Here is a 21,097-nt window from a genome sequence, read left to right as displayed (position 1 = left end):
GGTGGGGGCTGGTTCAGCCCCGCACCATCACCGGGCCGCCGGCCGCCTTCTCGGCCTCGCTGAACTTGGCGGCGGCGCACAGGAAGGCGATGCCGCCGCAGACCAGGGCGATCTGGATCCACAGCGCGTCATGGCCCGTCATCAGCACCACCTGACCGGCTCCGGCCAGCAGCGAAAGCAGGAAGAACACCAGCAGGCTGTGGCGACCGAGCATGATCAGCGGCTGCATCACCCGCAGCGACGCCAGCTTGGGCGAGATGCCCAGTCCATAGATGAAGGCGGCCATGCCCAGGAAGTGCACGAGGCGGCCAAGGCCGAGATTGGTCTTGTCGAGGTCGAGCCAGCCATAAACAGCCTCACGCACGCCGAAGGACAGGCCGAAGCCGTTGGTGACGACGAAGGCACCCGCGAAGACGATCAGGCCGCCAAGGGCGAACAGCGGCTTGGAGATGGCGAGCCGCCCCTGCTGCAGCAGCAGGCCGACGGCGATACCGATCGCCATCATGAACTGCCAGGTGAAGGGGTTGAAGAACCAGCCGCCGGCGATCGGCCAGGACGGCAGGTTCCAGCCATAGTGGCGGGCCAAACCGTAGAGCAGTGCCGACGCGGCCAGCATCACACCGATATGCAGCCGCGCCAGATAGAACAGAGCGGGCACCAGGGCGATCAGGGCGATATAGAGCGGCAGGATGTTGAAATAGCCGATCTGATGGCCGAGCGAGAGCGTGCCGAGCAGGAAGGTGCCGGCATCCTGGATGTAGAGATCACGTCCATGCATCGCCATGAGATCGGGCATCCGCCAATGCAGGGCACCTGCCGCGAAGATGGCGATGCCGGCCAGCGTCATCAGGACATGCACGCCATAGAGCTTCAGGGCGCGCTTGCCGAGCGCCAGCGAGACATCGACTTCCTTGCCGGCATTGAACTTGCGGCCATAGGCAAGCGCCATGGCGACACCGGACATGAAGACGAAGGCTTCGGCCGAATCGGACAGACCGAAATTGCGCGAAGTGATGACCTCAAAGAGGTTGCCGGGCATGTGGTTGATGAAGATCGTGCACAGCACGAAGCCGCGCCACATGTCGACGGAGATGGCGCGCTGATTGGGCCTCACCGCCGGGCTGGCGGCAACCGGCTTCGGAGGGTTTTGCCGACGATCGGCAACATAGTCGATCAACAGGCGCACCGCCTCGCAAGCGCCGAAGATCAGGATCGCCGTAAGGGCAAACAACGCCAGCGCCGGAAGCTGGGCGGGCGCCAGCCACAGCGTATAGAAGGGCTGGATGAACAGGAACGTGACGACGGTGGCCGTCAGCAGGATGGCAAACAGGCCAATGCCGAAGCCGAACAGAACTTCCGCAAGCACGACCGCCGGCAAGAAGACAAAGTATGAATAGCTGTGCCAGCCCAGATAGGCCTGCAGAAAATAGCAGGGCACGAACAAAAGCGCCGTAAGCAGATAGGGGCGCATCGGCCGTGCCAGCTGCAAGAAGCTGAATTGATTGTTCATAATACGCGCCTTCCACTTCCATCACTGCTGTCGCCGCGGCGCGCTTGAATTGCCACGACAGGATGCCAGCACTTCGGCATCCTTCCTTCAGCACCTCGCTCAACCAAGTTCAGAAGCGATTCTTGGAGCCTGGCGACATAGTGGCGGCCTCATCCTGTACCGGGGATGAACGAAGTTGCGGCCAAAAAGTTGCATGCCCTGTTGCATCATCGCCACGCTGTTCGACAAAATGACGCTCCGGCAACGTCAAGGCCGGAAATTGTCGTTGTTTTCCAAATTTGTGACACAGCTTGCCGTCATAAGCGGCTGGTCAAACGGCCTCAGCGCAGCAACCATGCGATGGATGCGAGCAGCGATCGCCGGCTTTCGACGAATTCGCTTGTCGCACGGCACAATACGAGCTTGAAATGCGCATGGTCCGCACCGAACCCGCAGGAATTTTTTCTGTTGCCCGCAGGGCCATGACGCTTTGTCTCGGCCTCGTTACCGGATTGACCATGCTCGCCGGGGCCAGGGCCAGCACGCTCGAGGAAATGTCCTTTCCCAGCAAGGCCTTGGGCCGGCCCTTGACCGTGTCTGTCTATCGTCCGGACCTGCCGGCGCCGGAAACCGGCTGGCCGGTGCTCTATCTCCTGCATGGCCGCGACGCCAATAATCGCGACTGGTCGTCGCTCGCCACCATCAAGGTGACGCTCGACCGTCTGATCAAGAGCGGGCGCATCAACCCGATGCTGGTGGTGATGCCCTCCGCCGGCAACAGCTGGTATGTCGATTCCGCCGATGTGAAGGGGCCGGGCAATTACGAAACCGCGCTCCTCAACGAGCTGCCTACCGCTTTCGAGAAGCGCTTCGCCCCCCATTGCACCCGCAAATCCCGCGCCATCGCCGGCATTTCCATGGGTGGATTCGGGGCGCTGCGCTTTGCCTTCAAGCGGCCGGACCGCTTCGTCGCGGTCGCGAGCCTGTCCGGCGCACTGTGGCAGAACATCCCGACCTCCCAGACCATGACGGCATGGGCGGGCGCGAGCGGCAGCTATTTCAAGCGCATCGACCAGGCCACCGTGGTCGGAGGCCCCGATCTGCCACCGGAGGGCGCCCATTTCGGCGGTGCCTTCGGTACGCCCTTCGACGCCCGGCGCTTCAATGACGCCAATGTGTTCACCCTGCTCGCCCGGCAGATCGAAGCCGGCAGCGAACTGCCGGCGATCTATCTCACCGTTGGCGACCATGACGGCCTCAATTTCTGGCGCGGCTCCATGGCCCTCTACGAGACGCTGATGGCCGACAGGATCAACATCGAATTCCGCGTCACCGATGGCGACCACACCTGGTCGCTGTGGCGCAAGACCATCGAGGATGCCCTCGAATTCGTGGATTCGAAATTCACGCCAGTGACCGCCCCGCCCCTGGTGGCGGTGAGCCCTGCCATGCCGAGCAGCGCCAGCGGCGAACCAGCACCCAAGATGGCCGGCGGCGAGACCGTGGTGAAATAACCCGATCGGGGCTCTCCGCCGCTTCGATGCTTCAAGGGGCCGGCGCGCTGACCACGGTGAATCCGGTGCGCCCGGAAAACCTCATTCCGGCAGCACGATGCCGAGCTTGGCCATCACGCCGCCATCGATCTTGAAATCGCTGCCGGTGATGAAACGCGCCTTGTCGCCGGCCAGGAACGCGACGGCCTCGGCGATCTCCCAGGGCTGGCCGATGCGCCCGATCGGGTGGCCCTTGCCCCAGGCGGCAAGGGTGGCTTCCGCGGTCGAATCGCCCTTGTAGAGATCGGCGGCCCAGCGCAGCATCGGCGTATCGACCGAGGCCGGGCAGACGCTGTTGACGGTGATGTTCTCGCCGGCATGGTCGAGCGCCATCGCCCGCACCAGCGCGTTGATGCCCCCTTTGCTGGCGGTATAGGCGGCAACCGAGGTCTGCGACGCGAAGGCCTGCACGGACGAGATCGCCACGATCGCGCCCCCGCCGCGCTTGCGCATCTCGGGAATGGCGTATTTGGCCGCCAGATAGATGCCCTTGAGATTGACGTCGAGCACGTCGTCCCAGACCTCCTCCGGCGTCTCGACCACCGTGCCGTAGCGCTGGATGCCGGCGCAGCACACCAGGATGTCGACGCCGCCAAAGGCGCTCGCCGCCTCAGCAGCGGCTGCCTGCATGTCTGCCGCCTTGCGCACATCGCCCACCAGGCCGCGCACCTGCGGGCCAAGGCTGGCAAGGGCGGTCTCGATGGACGCCTTGTCGTTCGCCACGATCAGCACATCCGCACCGCCCTGCACGAAGCGTGTGGCGCAGGCCAGCCCCATGCCAAGGCTGCCACCGGTCACGATCACGGACTTGCCGGCAAAATCACTCATGACTTCCCCCTTGCGCCAGCGGCCCTTGCCGGACCCGGCGCTTCATCTTTTCTTGCCGAGTTTCTGTAGAAAGATTCTGCCGCCCTGTCCCCTCTTTTGAAAGTCATGTCCAAGTCGGGCGGCATCGGCGCTGTTGCAAAAATGTCCCATTTAGGGCAGGAGCGACGCTGGCTTGCCGGTTTGTGCCGCGGAGGCCATTGATCTGCCACAATGGAGCTTCCAAAAAGGCAGTTCATTCTACTAAATTGTTTTTGTTTTTTATTTTGATCCAGTTTGTCTCGTGGCGCCGCATCACTGCGATGGGGATGCCAAGCGCCGCAGCGGCTGGCATCTTGCGACAGGGCGCGTGATGATAGCAGCAATTCTACGGCGTTTTCTTTCTTCCAATTCCTACGCCCAGCCCCGCCCCCTACCAATGCTCGCCCTCGCGGCATTGCTCGGCTCGACCGCGATGGTGCCGGTTTTCGTCTCGCCGGCCGCCGCCCAGATGCCCAACGCCGGTCCTCCGGCCGTCGGCTTCATCGTCGCCGCCAAGATGCCGATCACCCAGACCCAGCAATTCATCGGCCGCATCGAGGCGATCAATCGGGTCAGCATCGTAGCCCGCGTCACCGCCCAGCTCGAGGAAACCCCGTTCACGGAAGGACGCGAGGTCAAGAAGGGCGAAGTGCTCTTCCGGCTGGAGCAGCCGCCCTACCAGGCCGCCCTCGACGTCAACAAGGCCCTGATCGCCCAGTATGAAGCGCAGCTTCGCAATGCGAAGCTGACGACCGAGCGTGCGCAGGCCCTGCTCAAGACGCCTGCCGGCCAGCAATCGACGGTCGACACGGCGATCGCCTCCCAGCAGGCCCTCGAAGCCCAGATTCTGGGGGCGAACGCCCAGCTGCGCACCTCGCAGATTAATCTCGACTACACCACCATCACCTCGCCGATCGACGGCAAGATCGGGCGCTACGCCGTCACCACCGGCAACATCGTCGGGCCGACCTCGGGAACGCTCGCCACCATCGTCAGCCAAGATCCGATGTATGTCACCTTCCCGGTGCCGTCGCCGCAATTCCTGGAAATGTCGAAATATTACGGCAGCCGCGGCGGCTTTGCCGCCGTGCGCATCAAGCTGAAGCTGCCCGACGGCTCGACCTATGAGCAGGACGGCAAGCTCAATTACGTCGATCCGACCATCGCCAACGGCACCGACACGGTGACCCTGCGCGGCGAGATCGCCAACCCCACCGTCTCCGGCGCCACGCCTGGCGAGATCAACCGCCGGCCGCTGATCGACGGTGAGTTCGTCACCGTGCTGCTTGAGGGTGTGGAGCCGATCCAGGTTCTCGGCATCCCGCGCGGCGCCGTGCTGACCGACCAGCAGGGCAGCTATGTCTATGTGGTCGGCCCGGACAATGCCGTCGAGCAACGCCGCGTCCAGCTTGGCCAGACGACGCCCGCGACCGCCATGGTCTCGGCCGGTCTCAACGAAGGCGAGAAGGTGATCGTGGACGGCATCCAGAAGGTCCGTCCCGGCATCAAGGTCGCCCCCTCGCCGGCCCCCGCCTCCAACAATGGGGCGGCCAAGTAAGATGTTTTCATCCGTCTTCATCGACCGGCCGCGCCTCGCCGTCGTCATCGCCATCGTCATAACCCTGGCGGGCGCGCTGGCGATGGGCTTCCTGCCCGTCGCCCAATATCCCGACCTGGTACCGCCGCAGGTCCAGGTCAGCGCCACCTATCCGGGCGCCTCGGCTTCCGTGGTCGAATCTTCCGTGGCCCAGCCGCTGGAAGCCCAGATCATCGGCGTCGACAAGATGCTGTACATGCAGTCGAACAGCGGCAATGACGGCAGCTACGGCCTCACCGTCTCCTTTGCGCTCGGCTCCGATCCCGACATCGACACGGTGAACGTCAACAACCGCGTGCAGGCCGCGCTCGCCAAGCTGCCGGACACGGTGCGAACCCAGGGCGTGACGGTGCAGAAGCGCTCGTCCTCGATCCTGCAATTCGTGCTGTTCTCGTCGGACGATCCCAAGCTCGATCCGCTGTTCATCACCAATTATCTGGCGATCAACGTGCTCGACCGGCTGTCCCGCACACCCGGTGTCGGCCAGGCCAGCCTGTTCAGCAAGCAAAACTATTCCATGCGGATCTGGTTCGATACCCAGCGCATGACCAATCTGGGCCTGCAGCCCTCCGATATCGCCAGCGCGATCCAGTCGCAGAACGTGCAGGCGCCGGTCGGGCGCATCGGCGCACAGCCGGCCGCCGCGGACCAGCAATTGCAGCTCAACCTGCAGACCCAGGGGCGCCTGACCACGCCGGAGCAGTTCGGCAATATCGTGGTGCGCGCCAATCCTGATGGCTCGGTGCTGCGCGTGCGTGACGTCGCCCGCGTCGAAATGGGTGCCCAGAACCTCGACACCACCTCGCGCCTCAACGGCAAGCCGGCCGTCGCGGTCGCCATCTATCTGTCGCCCGGCGCCAATGCCGTGGCAACTTCGAAGGAAGTGCAGAAGACCCTCGCCGCTGCGCAGAAGAACTTCCCCAAGGGGCTGTCCTCCACCATCGTCTACGACACCTCGACCTTCGTCTCCGATACCATCGGCGAGGTGATCCGGACGTTGATCGAAGCCTTCATCCTGGTGGTGGTCGTCGTCTTCCTCTTCCTGGGCAGCCTGCGCGCCACCATCATTCCGGCCATCGCCGTGCCCGTCAGCCTCGTCGGCACCTTCGCCATCATGCTGGCGCTCGGCTATTCGGCCAATACGGTGTCGCTGCTGGCCCTGGTGCTTGCCATCGGTATCGTCGTCGACGACGCCATCGTCGTGGTGGAGAACGTCGAACGCGTGATGGAGGAGGAGCCGGAGCTGTCGCCGGTCGCCGCCACCAAGAAGGCGATGAGCCAGATCACCGCGCCGATCATCGCGATCACCCTGGTGCTGCTCTCGGTGTTCGTGCCGATCGCCTTCATCCCGGGCCTGACGGGCGAGCTGTTCCGCCAGTTCGCCGTGACCATCTCGGCCGCCATGCTGATCTCGGCCCTCAACGCCCTGACGCTGTCGCCCGCTTTGTGCGCCGTCTTCCTGCGCCACAGCAAGAAGCGCGGCATCATGGCCTGGGTGATGCGGCGGATCGACAATGTCCGCGACGGCTACGCCGCCGTGGTGACGAGGCTGGTGCGCGTCTCCGTGCTGAGCGTGGTTGCCGTCGCCGCCTTCGCGGCGGGTACCTATTTCCTTCAGCAGAAGACCCCCACCGGCTTCGTGCCTGAGGAGGACCAGGGTGCCTTCTTCATCGTCCTGCAATTGCCGGACGGCGCCTCGGTCAATCGCACCACAGCCGTGGTCGAACAGGTCGAAGGCATCCTCAAGAAAATGCCGCAGATCCAGGACAATCTGGCGATCGTCGGCTTCTCGTTCCTCGATGGCGGCGCCCAGTCGAACAGCGCCTTCATGGTGGCGCGCCTGAAGCCGTTCGAGGATCGCAAGAAGGCGGCCGATTCCGCCCAGACGCTCATCAGGCAGGTTTTTGGCGCTACGCAGTCGATCAACACCGCTCAGGTGCTGGCGCTCAACGTGCCGCCGATCATCGGCCTGTCCACCACGGGCGGCTTCCAGTACATGCTGGAAAACCTCGAGGGCGCCGAGCCGGCAACCATGGCAGGCGTGGCGCAGGGCCTGATCGCGGCTGCGAACCAGGATCCGAAATTGTCGCGCGTGTTCACCACTTTCAGCGCGAACAACCCGTCGATCTTCCTCGACATCGATCGTGACAAGGCCCAGGCCCTGGGGCTGCAGATGTCGGATGTGTTCGCCGCCCTGCAGGCGACGCTGGGCTCGGCCTATATCAACGACTTCAACCTGTATGGCCGTACTTGGCAGGTCAACATCCAGGGCGAGATCGGCGATCGCAACGATACCGAGGCGTTGTGGAAGATCTATATCCGCAACAACAAGAACGAGATGGTGCCGCTACGCTCCATCACCTCGATCTCGACCCAGCTCGGGCCTCAGACGATCGCGCGCTATAACAATTATCGCGCCGTGAGCGTCAACGGCTCGCCCGGGGCGGGCATCTCCTCGGGCGATGCCATGTCGGCGATGGCCGAGGTCTCGGCCAAGACCCTGCCGCCCGGCTATGGCTTCGAATGGACGGGCACCTCCTATCAGGAGAGCCAGGCCTCCGGCCAGACGGGCATCATCCTTGGCCTTGCCGTGCTGTTTGCCTTCCTCTTCCTGGTGGCCCTGTATGAGAGCTGGGTGATTCCGATCCCCGTGTTGCTGTCCGTGGTGGTGGCGGTGTTCACCTCCTTCCTCGGCATCCTGTTCGTCCCGCAATTCCTGGCCTGGGTCGGCTCGATAACCGGGATGCCGGTCGCCACGCTTTCTCTCGACGTCTACGCCCAGATCGGTCTGGTGGTGCTGATCGCACTCGCCGCCAAGAACGGCATTCTGATCGTCGAGTTCGCCAAGGAACAGCGCGAGGCCGGCCTGCCGATCCGGGATGCCGCCATTCTCGGTGCCAAGATGCGGTTCCGCGCGGTGATGATGACGTCGATCGCCTTCATCCTCGGCCTGGTACCGCTGGTGATCGCCACCGGTGCCGCCATGGTCAGCCGCCGCGCCGTCGGTACGGCTGTGTTCGCCGGCATGGTAGGCGCCTCCGTTCTCGGCATCTTCCTGATCCCGATGCTCTATGTCTTCTTCCAGGGCTTGCGCGAATGGGTGAAGCAGCGTTTCGGGGGCAAGCCCCACGCGGGAGATAACCCCGCCCATTAGATCGGGCTCCTTCCGTAACGCACAAACCACCCCGCTACGGCAACGTAGCGGGGTTTTTCATGCGCAGGCCGGCAATGGAAAGAACTAAGATGGTAGTTTGGCGGACGCACTACCCCATCGCAGGTCCTATCTAATACTTTTGGTTTAATTAAATATTTTTAATGTACGAAAAAGGATAGTATCCTCGGAATTATTATTGAAATTGAAGCATAAACTCGAAGCTTCAATCTTGACCGCCGCCTGAATCATTCTGTAAACGACCAAGGAAGCGCGATTATTCGATAATTATTTCAATCATACTGGGCCACCAGCAGCGTGTTGGAAAAAGCGACGTCAGGCATCCTTGTCGACCCCTTGGTCCCGACCGTCTTCCATGAAGACTGGTGGCTGAACGCGGCTACGCTGGGGAAAGTCGAGTTCGTGGAACATCAGGAAGGAGGGCGCACCGTCGGACGCCTGCCCTATGTCCTGGAATCGCGTCTTGGCCTGCAGAGCGCCAACATGCCGCCGATGACGCATTTCCTCGGCCCCGGCGTTGTCGAACCCCAGGGATCGAAGCCGAACCGCTTCCTGAAGACGCAAGGGATCATCCGCGAACTGCTGCGCAAGCTCCCGGCAATCGCCTCCTTCCGCCAGAAAATGCATGCGGGCATTTCGGATGCTCTCGCTTTCCAGGCCGAGAATTACGAGGTCTCGGTGCAATTCACCTTCGAGATCCAGCCGGCAGAACAACAACAGCTCTGGCGCGGCATGCGTGACAAGACGCGCAACGTAATCCGTCGAGCCGAGGAGCACCATCTCGTCTCGCAGGACATGGATCCGGAGGAATTCTTCCGCTTCGCGAGCGCCAATCTGGAAGCGCGCAACGAAAGCGCCAATGTCGATTTTGCGGCCTGCCAAGCGGTCACGACGGCCAGTCTGGAACGCAGACGCGGCCACTTCCTGGTAGCCCGCGATGGCGGCGTGGCCAAGGCGGCCGTCTTCTGCGCCTGGGACAGCAAGGCCTATTACTACCTGCTGTCGACCCGGTCGGCCGACAGTGCGAATGGCGTCATCCCCTTGCTGCTCTGGCACGGTATCCGAGAGGCGGTTGCCCGTGGCCTGACCTTCGACTTCGACGGGGTGGTCAATTCAGGCTCGATGCTGCTGTTCTCCGGCTTCGGCGGTACCGTGAGTCCGCGCTATATCGTCTCCAAGTCGACGCCGCTCTATCGCACCCTGCGGGAGATCCGCCGCTTCAACCCGGAAGTCTACAACGCGTTTTGCTGATATCTGCGTGCCACAACGCCGAGGGGCCGGCTCGCATTGCCGGCGTGAGCAGCCGCGTACTGTTCGGATAAAAAAGCGATCGCAGCGGGCGATAAAAGGCCCGAAAACAGGCCGGTGCATCGAGCGACCTGGCGGATTTGCGCGGAACGGGACCCACAACAGAAAACGGAGGAATGAGCCTGCAACTCAATTCCTCCGGTCCTGAATTCACCAACGTCGAGTTCTCACAGGTGAGATCTACACTTGGATGCTACGTGAAGCACCGCCTGGCAGAAGAACACCCACAACCCCGCAACGTAGTCGCTAGCCTTGGCGCCCCTGCTAGCTTGGGTAGGATCTTACGGGAGAGAGCTCACAAGTCTACCCGTCAAAAATGCCGGGGTCTTTCCGGGAACATCCGCCCCGATATTTAGCGCTTCAAAATTCCTGTTGAAGTTCAATGAGATAAGCCCTCAAGGCAATCGCGTCCCGCCAATGGTCATCGGAATCTGAACGGCAACAGCACACACAAACGATATTACAAGCACAGTATCCCGATTTCATGGGAAAGGACGCGCGTTTCTTCATTTCTCCTTTGCACAAATTGGACAACCATGTAGAGAATATGTCCAAAATAGGGCTTTCCGAGATTGAGTTGGCCAAACACGATCCAGATGGAAACAATGACGGATAATTCTGCGATTGCTTATATCGATACGGAATACAAAAATCCGCTGCGTGATAGAATTACCCAGATCGAAGGGTGGGTGTCATCGCATAGCCCGATCGATTCACTTTCGGTTTTCGTCAATCGGCAGCCGCTTGGTTATGTCGAGACCTGCGAACGCCCCGACGTTCCCATCGCGACCAACCGGCCGCACGCGCTCGGCTGGCACGTCTATTTCGAACCCCGCAAACATCTGATCGGCGAGCTCGGCACCATCCTGATCGAGGTCGCAGTCAATGGCAGCGTGGTTCAACGCCGCTATCACCGTTATGACCCGCGTCCCCATTCGACGCGGCCGGCCGTCTATTTCATGCATATTCCCAAGACGGCAGGAACCAGCACCCGGCGAGCCCTGCAAAGCGACCCGGATATCCAGTTGCTGCAGGTCTATCATCAATATCCCTGCCTGCATGAAGAGCAGTTCGCCACCTTCAGCGACAGCGCCCTCGATGACGTCGACATCATCTTCGGCCACTACATGTACGGGCTTCACAGGCATTCCGGCAGGCGCCACCAGTATGTCTCGATCGTGAGGGACCCGATCGACCATGCCATCTCATGTTACCTCTACATGAAATATGTCATGAAGGACCCGAGGATCGTCACCCGCTCATCGATCTTCGATGCGTTCGACAATGTCGACGACGTGACATTCGATAATTACAGCACGCGATATCTGGCTGGATACCCTGACCAGCAGAAAGTCGGTCCGGCACAATTCGAGACGGCGCTGAAAAACGTCGACAACGACTTTGCCTATATCGGCACGGTCGAGAACTACAAGCAGAGCCTGGAGGCGATCAGCTTCTACCTCGGCAAGGAGCTGCCACATCATGTCGACAACGTCACGCCGGCGTCGGACGAGATGGCCGCGCTCGACAGGAACGAGGTGGCCGAACGCCTCGGTCCCCGGCTGGGCCATGACCTGAAGCTCTATCAGGCGATACGAGAGAGGTTTCCGGGCGACTATTTCTTCGATATGCGGGCGCGATCCCATGCGGGATAGGTCCATCGCGAACAGCGGCCACGCCACTGGCATGGAGTGACTTGACGGCCCTTGGCGTCCGGTTCAGGTTCACCGCCACGTTGCGAAAGTGAGGGAATGTTCATGCGCACGAAACTGATTCTGGCCGTGATGGCCGCCAGCCTGGCAATCGGACTGAGTGCGTGCGCGACGGAGCGCGGCATTCCCTACAGCGCCACTGATTGCGCCCGCGCCGGCCGCCTGCCAAAGCATTGGACACCGAGTGCCGGCAATTGGTGCCAGCACTTCAAACCAAGATGGCAGTCGAACCACTATTGGCGCCAGCCGGCCTGACCCTGGCAGCTTCCACGTGGAGAGCAGCAACCACCGATTCCGCTCTCCCTGAAGCCACGATCGCCCGCTCCGGCATCGGGCCAAATCCCGCATCGGCCTCGGTGTGGCTGGTTCTCCGGCCGCACCGACACCTTTTCTCGATCCGAAAGTCCATCCGCTTTTCCTGAAGATGTCCTAGCGGCTCCCCTCGAAATCCCGCGGTCCGCGTCCCGAGAAATAGCGCGCCGGCGATTCGCCGAAGGCACGCCGGAACATCGCGATGAAACTGCTGGGGGAGGCATAGTTCAGGGCGTCCGCAATGGTGGCGACCGGCTCCCCGCATGCAAGCATTTCGAGGGCATGGGTCAATCGGACCTGCTGGCGCCACGCCGCGAAACTGAGGCCGGTTTCGGCTTGCATCAGCCGGCGCAGCGTCCGCCCAGAGATCGCCCCCCAGAACGCCCATTGCTCCAATGTGCGGGTGTCGCCCGGCTCACTTAGGACAGCCCGCGCGATACGCGCCAGCCGCGGGTCGGATGGCATGGGCAGATGGAGCGGCTCGTGCGGCGCGCGTGCCATCTCATCGAGCAGAACCTGCATGACACGCTGCTGCTCCGGGAACAGCGATGGCTGCATCGTCCAGGAAACAGCGCGCCGCACCAGCGCCCGCATCAACTCGCTGATGCCGAAGACGCAGGGCAGACCCGGCAATTGCCGGGCCTGCTCCGGCGCCACGACGACGCTCCAACCGCTGGTGGCACCGCTGACACTGGCCCAATGATGCTCCCCTGGCGGTATCCATCCGGCGCGGTGAGGCGGCAGCAGCCATGACCCGTGCGACGTGCGCACATGGACAAGCCCGCTCTCGACACAAAAGACCTGGCCGCGCACGTGGCAGTGCCAATCATATTCACGGGTGCCCAGACGATATCGGCTTTCCGGCTCCTCACCGCCCCATATCGCAACCAGCGGCGGCCCATCCGACCGCTCGATGAAATCCATGCCCTGAAGATCAGGCACCATCTTGGCCACTTCTCACTATTATTTGGCCAAATGTCGTTATCAGGATTTCCTGCTCTGCTCTAGCCTGGTCTTCTTCACGCAGGAGCGTCTCCCGGCCGGGCGGAATCGCCACGGACCGCAAAGACGCATCGAAACAGGAATGAGGGCAGGTACCTGGCCATGGCCGCGGATACCCTGTCCCGGAACAGGCTTCGCATGCCCCTTCATGTCGTTATCATCGGTGCAGGGCTGGGCGGCCTCTGTCTGGCCCAGGGACTGAGACAGCACGGCATCTCGTTTGACGTCTATGAAAGAGACGAGGCGGCGGATAGCAGGACGCAGGGCTACAGGATCAGGATCGACGAGACGGGCCGACAGGCGCTGGCGGCCTGCCTGACACCGGAACTGAACCAACTTTTTCGCCAGACCTGTGCCATCTCTCACTCGAATGGACGTTTTCTCGATACCCGACTCGGGCCGGTCGAAGGTCGGCCTTCCGGCAACTGGCGCCCCGCGGCGGTGGGCGCAGACCCATCAAGCGATGGCGATCTCAGCGCCAACCGTCTCACCCTTCGGGAGATTCTCCTGCGCGGCATCGAGGACCGTGTCCACTTCGGCAAGGCCTTTCGCCGTTTCGACGCGCGAAAGGAGGGCGCGGTTACAATAGGATTCGAAGACGGCACGGCGTGCGAAGCCGACATCCTCGTCGCCGCCGACGGCGTGAATTCCACCATACGTCGCCAGGCCTTGCCGCTGCTGGCACCGAAGGAAACCGGTGCCGTTTGCATCTACGGCAAATCCCATCCCCCCTTCGACGGTCGGGTTGCCGACGCGCTCCTGGACGGTACGTCCGTGATCTTCGCCGACGACTTCGCGGTGATCGTCGATGCCATGACCTTCCGCTTCCCGCTGGCTGCGGCGGGGCTCACGCCGATAGCGGATTATCTCTATTGGGCCGTCATTGGCCGGCAGACGGGCCTGGGACTGGACGAGGCGACCTTGGGCGAGCTGGATGGCGAGGCACTGGCGGCTCGGGTGCGTTACCTCGCCCGTTCCTGGGCCGGTGGCTTGCGTGCCCTGTTTGCCGAGGCTGACAGGTTTACCATCGCTGCGCTTGCGATACGCAGTGCCGACGCCCTGCCCGCATGGACGCCAGGCCGCGTGACGATGCTGGGAGATGCGATCCACGCGATGAGCCCGGCCGGTGGCGTCGGTGCCAACACGGCGCTGGACGATGCCGCCCATCTCGCCACCTGGCTGGGCATGGTGGCTGCCGGCAAATCCCCACTTCCGGCAGCGATTGCTGCCTATGAAGACGATCTGCGCCGGCGGGCCAATGCGGCGATCGCGGCCTCCCAGCAGGGTGCGCACCGCCTTTTCGGCGAAGACACCGCCATCTGACCATGAAACCGAGGATCGCTCATGCCATTCGACCATCAAGCCTTCATCGTCCACGACGTTTCCGACTTTCCGATCATTCGGTCCCGGCCCGAAGCAATCGTTCCGGGCTATGCCGGGCGCTGGGTGAGCGAGATGGAGGCACTCCTTATGCAAGGCCAGCCCTTCGTCGTGATCTTTCCAGGCGGCCAGGCGGAAGAAGCCCATGAGGATCGCAAGCGCAGGGGTATCTGGCTCAAGGCGAACAAGCAGGTCCTGGGCAGGCTCTGCCTGTCCCTGATCGCCATCGAGCCTGATCGCCTGAAGCGCATCGCGCTCCGGGCCCAGACGGCGATGGCCACCAAGGCCTTCGGGATCGCCATGGAAATTGCCGCCTCTTCCGAGGAAGCCACGGCCCTCGCCACGCGGCAGATCGCGACTGGACGGGGAACCGCATGACCCGCCGGCTTGCGCTATGATGGAGGTGGCTGCACCTCCCCGTGGCCGGTGCAACCCATGGCTGCCACGATCTGAGGGCGCGCTGCGCGCAGCCCTTGAGCCCTACTTCACCAGCCTTATCGCCAGCAAGGCAATGAACAATTGCTGCTTGTCCGATTCCCTCAGATTGGGCTCGTGTACTGCCTTGAAGAAGCTGGAGCGCTCGTCCGAGGTGAACCGTCCGCTTTTGAGGTCCTGCGCCACCTGCTGCAGAATCTCCTTGCTCAACTGGGCGATGTCCTGCCGTACCTTGTCGAGCGGCCGCGGTTGCCACCCCGTCTCAGGCTGCGCCAGCCAATCGGCCAGGTAGCGATACTCGACGGCCTTGGCAGCATTGATCTGGGCGATGATGAAAGGCTCCACCGTGGCAGGATCCAGCCCCAGTTTCTCCGCATCGGACTTGGCACTGGCCAGGACCTTGGCTTCCTGGGCCAGGTCTTCTATGGGCAGGTGATTTTGCGCCTTATATCCGGCGACATCCTTCATATAGGACAGCCGATGGCCGACCTTTTCCGCCAGGGGCGTGATCCCGTCGGCAAAAGAACTCGTCTGAGCCGCCAAGAACAGGCTCACAAACAGCAATGGCAACAGCCACACCGCTGCCTGGTTCAATCCAATACGCGACATGTTCAATCCAAGATCCTCATTGGTGATTGAAGCCGATCGTGCAAATGGTGTTGCACCTTATTCCACGATCGCGGAAGCGAATTTGCCCTGCGCCGGCGCGAGATGCCGCGATCCTTCTTGCTCCATGAGCAACGAGCCGACACTATTTCTGCCTTCATGCCACGATCGAGGGAATCGGAAAACCGCGATGAATGAACTCTGGCGCTTGGACGCGGTGAGAATCGCCGCTCTCGTCAAATCCAGGCAGGTCTCTGCACGCGACGTCGCGGCGGCGGCCCTCGAGCGGCTGTCTGCCGTCAATCCGTCGATCAACGCCGTGGTCGACATGCGGCCCGGCGACGTCCTGGCCCAGGCGGGCCGGATCGATGCCGCCATTGCCCGCGGCGAGGAAACCGGCGCGCTGGCGGGGGTCCCCGTTACCGTCAAGGTCAATGTAGACCAGAAGGGATATGCCACCACCAACGGCGTGACCTTGCAGAAGGATCTGCTGGCCGCGGACAACAGCCCCGTCGTCGACAGCCTGCTCGAGGCCGGGGCGGTCCTGCTGGGCCGTACCAACACCCCCGCCTTCTCCTATCGCTGGTTCACCAACAACCGCCTGCACGGCCATACGCGGAATCCCCATGATCCCACGCTGACGCCGGGCGGATCGTCCGGCGGCGCGGCCGCGGCGGTCGCGAGCGGCATCGGTGCCATCGCCCATGGCACGGATATCGCAGGCTCGATCCGCTATCCCGCCTATGCCTGCGGCGTCCATGGCCTGCGCCCCTCGCCCGGACGGGTGGCGGCCTACAACGCCTCGTCTCCCGAGCGCGACATCGTCGGCCAGATCACGGCGGTATCCGGGCCGCTGGCGCGCTCGATCGACGACATCGGGCTCGCGCTCAGGGCGCTGTCGCGTCGGGACGTACGCGATCCGTGGTGGACGCCCGCGCCGCTGACGGGGCCTGAGGTCGCAAGGCGTGTCGCCCTTTGCCTCGATCCGGGCCGGATCGGCACCTGTGAGGCCATTCGCGCCAAACTGCGCGAGGCCGCCCTGCATCTGGAGGCCGCCGGCTGGATCGTCGACGAAGTCGAGGACCTCCCACCGCTGCGCGAAGCCGCCGATTTGCAGGTCCGGTTGTGGATCGGCGAGGGCTACGAGGCCAAGCTTGCCGCCGCCGAGAAGGAGGGCGACCCAGGCGCGCTCGCCATTTTGCGGGGTCACCAGGCACTCGGTCATGCCACGACCCTCACCTCTTTTTCGCAGGCACTGACCCGGCGTGCCACTTTGATCCGGCAGTGGCAGCTCTTCATGGAGACCTATCCGGTGGTGTTGCTGCCCGTATCGGCCGACCTGCCGTTCGAGGATGATCTGGACCTCAAGGGCCAGGCCGCATTCGAGCGGGTCTGGGGCGCTCAGATCCCGCAAATCGGCGTGCCCTTCCTCGGTCTGCCGGGGCTCTCGGTCTTTACCGGAATGACCGGGCGGACCCCGACAGGGATTCAGGTGCTGGCGCCGCGCTTTCGCGAGGACCTGTGCCTTGCGGCGGGCGCCGTCATCGAAGCCGCATTCGGATCACCCTGCGTGGTGGATCCCGCCGGCAGCTGAAACCTTTGCTGGCTCGGCCCGGAGGCTTTGTCGGAATGTGTTGCTTGATCTCATCGGCCGCGATCCCGCGGATAGCCGATCGCGACATGCGGGCGTTCGGGTAAGGGTGTCACCAGGCCATGCCGGCCGTCGCCGAGCACTCGCCTTGCAGCTTCTTCCGGAAGAAACCCAAAGCGTTTTGCGATGGGACGGAATCACCTCGAATCGCAAAGACGCGTCGAAACAACGAGCTGGAGCAAACGAGCGTTCACACTTGAACGCACTTTGCTCTAGCGGCGCTGAAACTCGCGACGCTGGCGCAGGCATTCCATCCATTCCGGTCCGATGACGAAGCGAACGATGCCCGCCCCCGCCACGAGCCCGGCAAGGGGTAGAACCAGAAAGGGCCAAAGTTCGATGGTCATCGCGTCGCTCTCCTCACACGCGCGGCCTTCTGCCCTTCCGTCATGACAGGCGGATGACGTACGAGTCTGTAATCCCAGTCGAGTGTGTGTGAATCCGGCGGCCGCCTTGCGTCAGGAATTGGCCTGCGGGCCCCTGCTCTTCTCGGTGGCATAGAGGGCGACCGCCATGGCCCGATTGCGCACCTCGAGCTTGTCGTAGAGATTCTTGAGATGATATTTGACGGTGTTTTCCGAGATACCAGTGCGGGCGGCGATCTGCAGATTGGTCCAGCCATCGGCGAGCACGGCAAGCAGTTCGCGCTCGCGGGTCGTCAGGCGTGAAAGCGGGGTATCGTTGATCTTGGATACGTCCAGGTAAGGGATGCAGATCCGGCCATGGGCGACAGCTACCAGCGTGTCGAACAGGATCGCGGGGTCGTCGAACTGGTAGCAATAGCCTTGTACGCCCAGGCGCACGCACTGCTTGAGAATGGCAATGTCATGATCGTTCGAGAAGATGACGATGCGTGTATGCAGGCCGCGCTGGCGCATTTCCTCCAGGACTTCGGCGCCGTTCATGTCGGACAGTTTCCAGCCGAGAACGGCCAAATCGAATTTCGGCTCAGCCACAGCCGCCAGAAAGGCCTCGCCGGACTGCACGCTGGCAACCAGTTCGAAACGGGCATCATTCTTGATCATGTCGCCGAGAGCGGCCACAACCAAGGGGTTGCGCTCGGCGATCAGCACCCTGAACCGGCCTTCCGGAGCTCCCCGCATCCTATCGACCTCGATGCCCTGACGCTGGCTTTTCCCCTCGGCGTTCATATGCCCCTCGATTTGCGGCGCGCGCCACCTCTGATCCGACGTCTTCTGTTTTGGGCCTTCTCTGTTTCGGGGCGCTTCGAGCCACGACGACGATCCGGTACCTGCCTCAGTTCATATTCATACCGTGAAACATTTTTTCATTCCAGTGCGTTGTTTGATTTCACGGTGCTGGAGCGACTTCATTCCCCCATGGGTTGTGCGCAGTGAATCAATCTTTGTCCGCAAATCACAACATAGTTTGTCCTTAGGCAGGAAAAATCCGTTCCGAGCCCGTCTGATGGGCACTCGATGCCGGCCTGCGAGCGTGAATTACGGCCACGGATTACAGAAACGAAAAAGGCAATTGCCGGCATCCCGAAGGAGCCCGGCAATCACCTTATCTTCTCGCTGTTGGCAGGTCGGTCGCTGCTCTCCGGGGCGGTTACTCGTAGCGGTCGTGGCGGCGCACCCAGTCCATTCCCTCGGCCTCGTTACGGCCCTTGGGAGCGAGATCGAGCATGTTGTAGGTGCCCATCATCACCTCGACGCCGCGCCCATAGGTGGAGTAGGTGCGGAAGACCTCACCCGCATCGTCCTTGCAGAAGGCGCTGACGCCGGGCCATTCCCCGCCGGTTTCCCGCCATTCCCCGAAATTGTAGTCGATATGTCCGCTGGCGACTTCCTCGGGTGTGAAGCTGACGCGGAAGTCATAGTTGAAGTCGTTGCCGAAGGACGAGACCCATTTGAACTGCCAGCCCATGCGTCTGCGGTAGCGCTCGATCTCGGCGAGTGGCGCACGCGAGACGGCGATCATGGTGACGTCATGATGCGCCAGATGCCTGTTCATGCCGTCGGTGTGATCGGCCATGTAGGAACAGCTCGGGCAGCCTTCCTTCCATCCCGGCGCGAACATGAAATGTTGCACCAGAAGCTGCGATCGACCGTCGAAGAGATCGGCCAGCGTGCGCGGGCCATTCGGCGTGTCGAACACATAGTCCTTGTCGATGCGCACCCATGGGAGGGCGAGCCGCTCCCTGGCGACCTTGTCGCGAAGATGGGTGAGCTCTTTTTCCGCCTTCAGGAAATTCCGGCGGGCGGTCAGCCATTCACCGTGTGAAACGACAGCGTTCTGCATTGTCAGTCTCCTTCGGTTTGGGTGGTGGGGACGTTGCGGCGCTGCAAACGGCCGGAAAGGAATTTCAGCCACGCCGAACCATGGAAAAAGCTCATCAGCAGGTACATCAGGGCCATGTCGTTGATCGGCATGAAGGTCGGGATGGTGGAGCACATCATCATGGCCGGCGAGCCAGCGGCAGAAATCCCGGCCATCAATGCGAAAGTCGGGGCAGCGGCGAGCCCGAGCCAGCCGGCCATGTCAGTAGCAGGCTCTCGCAACGAACCGATCCTCCCTGCTGATGCAAACATCGTCATTTTCGATCCTCCGACATTTGCCGTTTCCGGGGTTGCGATACGAAGACGTTATCCCGGTCGGCAGGCCCAGCGAGAGTTACAAGTGTGACGGGATTTCAATGGACTCGCTTATCACTGCCACCGCACGCGCTCTCTCGGTTGCGCCCCTCGCTGCGCTGAAGAGGGTCACATTGCGCGATGACCCTCCGGGGCTGGCGTTGCGTGGCCTCGCGTTGGCGCAGCTTCAAACCGAAAGAGACGGGAGCTCATGCGTGTTATGCCGTCGCCGAGGCAAAATCGTCCTTGCCCGTGCGATCTTGGCCGGTCCTTGCAAACGCTCGACGCGGCCCAGGCGACTGTCCGGGTTCGGTGGAACGGGCGAGCGTGACCGCCGCTTCTCCATGGGCTCGGTCGCCCAAGGGGCCCTCGGTCTCAGGGCCGCCGACACTTCCGCCAGCATGACGGATTTGGCAAAAAGCAAGTAACAAGGCGCTGTCGCTCACCGAGCAGGCGACGAACCGACATATCACCACGGGTGCAGGCCGCCCAACCAGATCCGGCTGGACGGCCTTGCGTTCATTGCTTGTGAGCTTCAGGCATGGCGTGTTTCAGCCCTCGAAGGCGAACTTCGGCTGGGGATTTGGCCCGCCAGTGTACAGGCCCCAGTGCGGGCCCTGGGCGCCTTCCTTGGTCTTCCACCGCTCGTCGAACATCTCGAACCAGTAGGTATCGAACTGCATTCCCATCGGGTTTCCGTAGTTCACCCACTTCTTCGTCGTCTCGAAGTTGATCCTTTCGTTTTCGACCGATGTCGCGCGGCCGCCGGCGCTCGGCCAGCCGATCTCTGCGATCACGATCTGCTTCTTGCGCGCCTGCACCTGCTTCAGGCCATTGTCCCACGACCACTGCATCTGCTTGTCGATATTGCCCGGATCGGCGCCGCCGTACCACGGATAGACCGTCAGCAAAGTGCGTTCGTCGCAAAAATCGACGACCGGCTGCCACTTGGCCGCGTTAGGGCCGGGTCCCAGGACCGTGCCGCTGAAGCAGGTCGTCACATAGACGCTATCCAGCGTTGGATACTTTTGTACTGCCTGCTTGGCATAAGCCATGCCGTTGCGGATGTCGGCCGGCGCATAGACGGCGACGTCCGTGCGATCGACCTCATTGCCGATGACCAGGTCCAAGTGCTCGAACCCGCCGTACTTCTTGGCGGCAGCGTCGAGCTGGCTCAACGCCAGGTCAATCTGCTTGTTCGTCGCCGATGCATCGTTGGGCGTGACCCAGACCCCGACCGACATCTTGCGGATGCCATTCTTCAGGGCCTTGTCGGCATTCCACTGATTGCCGCCATCGACGCCATAGGTGCGAATCTGCGTGAAGTGCGCAGCAACGATCTTCATGTCGGCTTCGACATCGGCTTCGGTGACGCCGCTGGGCGGGCCGCTGTCGGTTCGATGATAGGGAGAATAGCAAACGAACACTTGGCGCCTC

The 21,097-nt window shown here is 62.4% G+C and carries 18 protein-coding genes and 1 pseudogene; 10 read left to right on the top strand and 9 right to left on the bottom strand.

The genetic code is table 11. The annotated features are described in order from the left end of the window. Positions 1-13 precede the first annotated feature (13 nt). Positions 14-1,510: an OpgC domain-containing protein gene (gene opgC / locus ABXS05_RS19005; protein ID WP_367625027.1), complete on the bottom strand. Its 1,497-nt coding sequence runs from the start codon at positions 1,508-1,510 to the stop codon at positions 14-16. 413 nt (positions 1,511-1,923) lie between these two features. On the opposite strand from opgC, the gene ABXS05_RS19000 reads away from it, so the two are divergent. Further along, complete coding sequence (locus ABXS05_RS19000) at positions 1,924-3,003, top strand: alpha/beta hydrolase-fold protein (RefSeq protein WP_367625026.1); 1,080 nt, start codon at positions 1,924-1,926, stop codon at positions 3,001-3,003. Between the two features lie 81 nt (positions 3,004-3,084). Here ABXS05_RS19000 and ABXS05_RS18995 read toward each other — a convergent pair whose 3' ends face one another. Beyond that, on the bottom strand, positions 3,085-3,870 hold the full coding sequence (locus tag ABXS05_RS18995) for an SDR family NAD(P)-dependent oxidoreductase (RefSeq protein WP_311944800.1): 786 nt from the start codon (positions 3,868-3,870) through the stop codon (positions 3,085-3,087). Positions 3,871-4,219: 349 nt separating this feature from the next. On the opposite strand from ABXS05_RS18995, the gene ABXS05_RS18990 reads away from it, so the two are divergent. From ABXS05_RS18990 to ABXS05_RS18970, 5 genes are all read left to right on the top strand, one after another. Beyond that, a complete protein-coding gene (locus tag ABXS05_RS18990) occupies positions 4,220-5,446 on the top strand; it encodes an efflux RND transporter periplasmic adaptor subunit (RefSeq protein ID WP_311944802.1) in 1,227 nt (408 codons plus the stop codon). Position 5,447: 1 nt separating this feature from the next. After that, a complete protein-coding gene (locus ABXS05_RS18985; RefSeq protein WP_367625025.1) occupies positions 5,448-8,639 on the top strand; it encodes an efflux RND transporter permease subunit in 3,192 nt (1,063 codons plus the stop codon). Between the two features lie 420 nt (positions 8,640-9,059). Continuing rightward, positions 9,060-9,908, top strand: coding sequence for a GNAT family N-acetyltransferase (locus ABXS05_RS18980; protein WP_367625024.1), 849 nt, complete (start codon positions 9,060-9,062; stop codon positions 9,906-9,908). A 746-nt stretch (positions 9,909-10,654) separates the two neighbouring features. Then, positions 10,655-11,620 carry a sulfotransferase family protein gene (locus tag ABXS05_RS18975; RefSeq protein ID WP_367625023.1) on the top strand — a complete coding sequence of 322 codons (966 nt, stop codon included), beginning with the start codon at positions 10,655-10,657 and terminating at the stop codon, positions 11,618-11,620. A gap of 102 nt (positions 11,621-11,722) precedes the next feature. Then, positions 11,723-11,932, top strand: coding sequence for a hypothetical protein (locus ABXS05_RS18970; RefSeq protein ID WP_311944808.1), 210 nt, complete (start codon positions 11,723-11,725; stop codon positions 11,930-11,932). A gap of 174 nt (positions 11,933-12,106) precedes the next feature. Here ABXS05_RS18970 and ABXS05_RS18965 read toward each other — a convergent pair whose 3' ends face one another. Further along, positions 12,107-12,913, bottom strand: coding sequence for an AraC family transcriptional regulator (locus ABXS05_RS18965; RefSeq protein WP_367625022.1), 807 nt, complete (start codon positions 12,911-12,913; stop codon positions 12,107-12,109). 216 nt (positions 12,914-13,129) lie between these two features. Here ABXS05_RS18965 and ABXS05_RS18960 point away from each other — a divergent pair, with 216 nt between their 5' ends. Further along, a complete protein-coding gene (locus ABXS05_RS18960) occupies positions 13,130-14,314 on the top strand; it encodes an FAD-dependent oxidoreductase (protein ID WP_367625021.1) in 1,185 nt (394 codons plus the stop codon). 21 nt (positions 14,315-14,335) lie between these two features. Next, on the top strand, positions 14,336-14,749 hold the full coding sequence (locus ABXS05_RS18955; protein WP_367625020.1) for a hypothetical protein: 414 nt from the start codon (positions 14,336-14,338) through the stop codon (positions 14,747-14,749). Positions 14,750-14,851: 102 nt separating this feature from the next. On the opposite strand, the gene ABXS05_RS18950 is transcribed toward ABXS05_RS18955, so the two are convergent. After that, positions 14,852-15,415: a chorismate mutase gene (locus tag ABXS05_RS18950; RefSeq protein WP_367625019.1), complete on the bottom strand. Its 564-nt coding sequence runs from the start codon at positions 15,413-15,415 to the stop codon at positions 14,852-14,854. Between the two features lie 187 nt (positions 15,416-15,602). Here ABXS05_RS18950 and ABXS05_RS18945 point away from each other — a divergent pair, with 187 nt between their 5' ends. Next, positions 15,603-17,006, top strand: a complete 1,404-nt coding sequence (locus ABXS05_RS18945) for an amidase family protein (protein WP_367625018.1) — start codon at positions 15,603-15,605, stop codon at positions 17,004-17,006. A 269-nt stretch (positions 17,007-17,275) separates the two neighbouring features. On the opposite strand, the gene ABXS05_RS18940 is transcribed toward ABXS05_RS18945, so the two are convergent. The 4 genes from ABXS05_RS18940 to ABXS05_RS18925 form a co-directional block, all read right to left on the bottom strand. Then, positions 17,276-17,410 (bottom strand): hypothetical protein, encoded by a 135-nt coding sequence (locus ABXS05_RS18940; protein WP_311944816.1) that lies wholly within the window; start codon positions 17,408-17,410, stop codon positions 17,276-17,278. A gap of 111 nt (positions 17,411-17,521) precedes the next feature. Beyond that, positions 17,522-18,166: a LuxR C-terminal-related transcriptional regulator gene (locus ABXS05_RS18935; RefSeq protein WP_311944880.1), complete on the bottom strand. Its 645-nt coding sequence runs from the start codon at positions 18,164-18,166 to the stop codon at positions 17,522-17,524. 469 nt (positions 18,167-18,635) lie between these two features. Continuing rightward, positions 18,636-19,328: a DUF899 domain-containing protein gene (locus tag ABXS05_RS18930; RefSeq protein WP_367625017.1), complete on the bottom strand. Its 693-nt coding sequence runs from the start codon at positions 19,326-19,328 to the stop codon at positions 18,636-18,638. Positions 19,329-19,330: 2 nt separating this feature from the next. After that, positions 19,331-19,624: a hypothetical protein gene (locus ABXS05_RS18925; RefSeq protein WP_367625016.1), complete on the bottom strand. Its 294-nt coding sequence runs from the start codon at positions 19,622-19,624 to the stop codon at positions 19,331-19,333. A 98-nt stretch (positions 19,625-19,722) separates the two neighbouring features. On the opposite strand from ABXS05_RS18925, the pseudogene ABXS05_RS18920 reads away from it, so the two are divergent. Then, a pseudogene (locus ABXS05_RS18920) lies at positions 19,723-19,848 on the top strand (helix-turn-helix domain-containing protein); the annotation flags it as partial. Positions 19,849-20,211: 363 nt separating this feature from the next. On the opposite strand, the gene ABXS05_RS18915 reads toward ABXS05_RS18920, so the two are convergent. Further along, positions 20,212-21,087, bottom strand: a complete 876-nt coding sequence (locus ABXS05_RS18915) for a glycosyl hydrolase family 17 protein (RefSeq protein ID WP_367625015.1) — start codon at positions 21,085-21,087, stop codon at positions 20,212-20,214. Positions 21,088-21,097: the final 10 nt, after the last annotated feature.

This window comes from Labrys neptuniae (assembly GCF_040797145.1).
In the GTDB taxonomy this organism is placed as follows: Bacteria; Pseudomonadota; Alphaproteobacteria; order Rhizobiales; family Labraceae; genus Labrys; species Labrys neptuniae.
The sequence above is the reverse complement of the archived record's forward strand: the minus strand, read 5'-3'. Positions and strand labels throughout refer to the sequence as shown.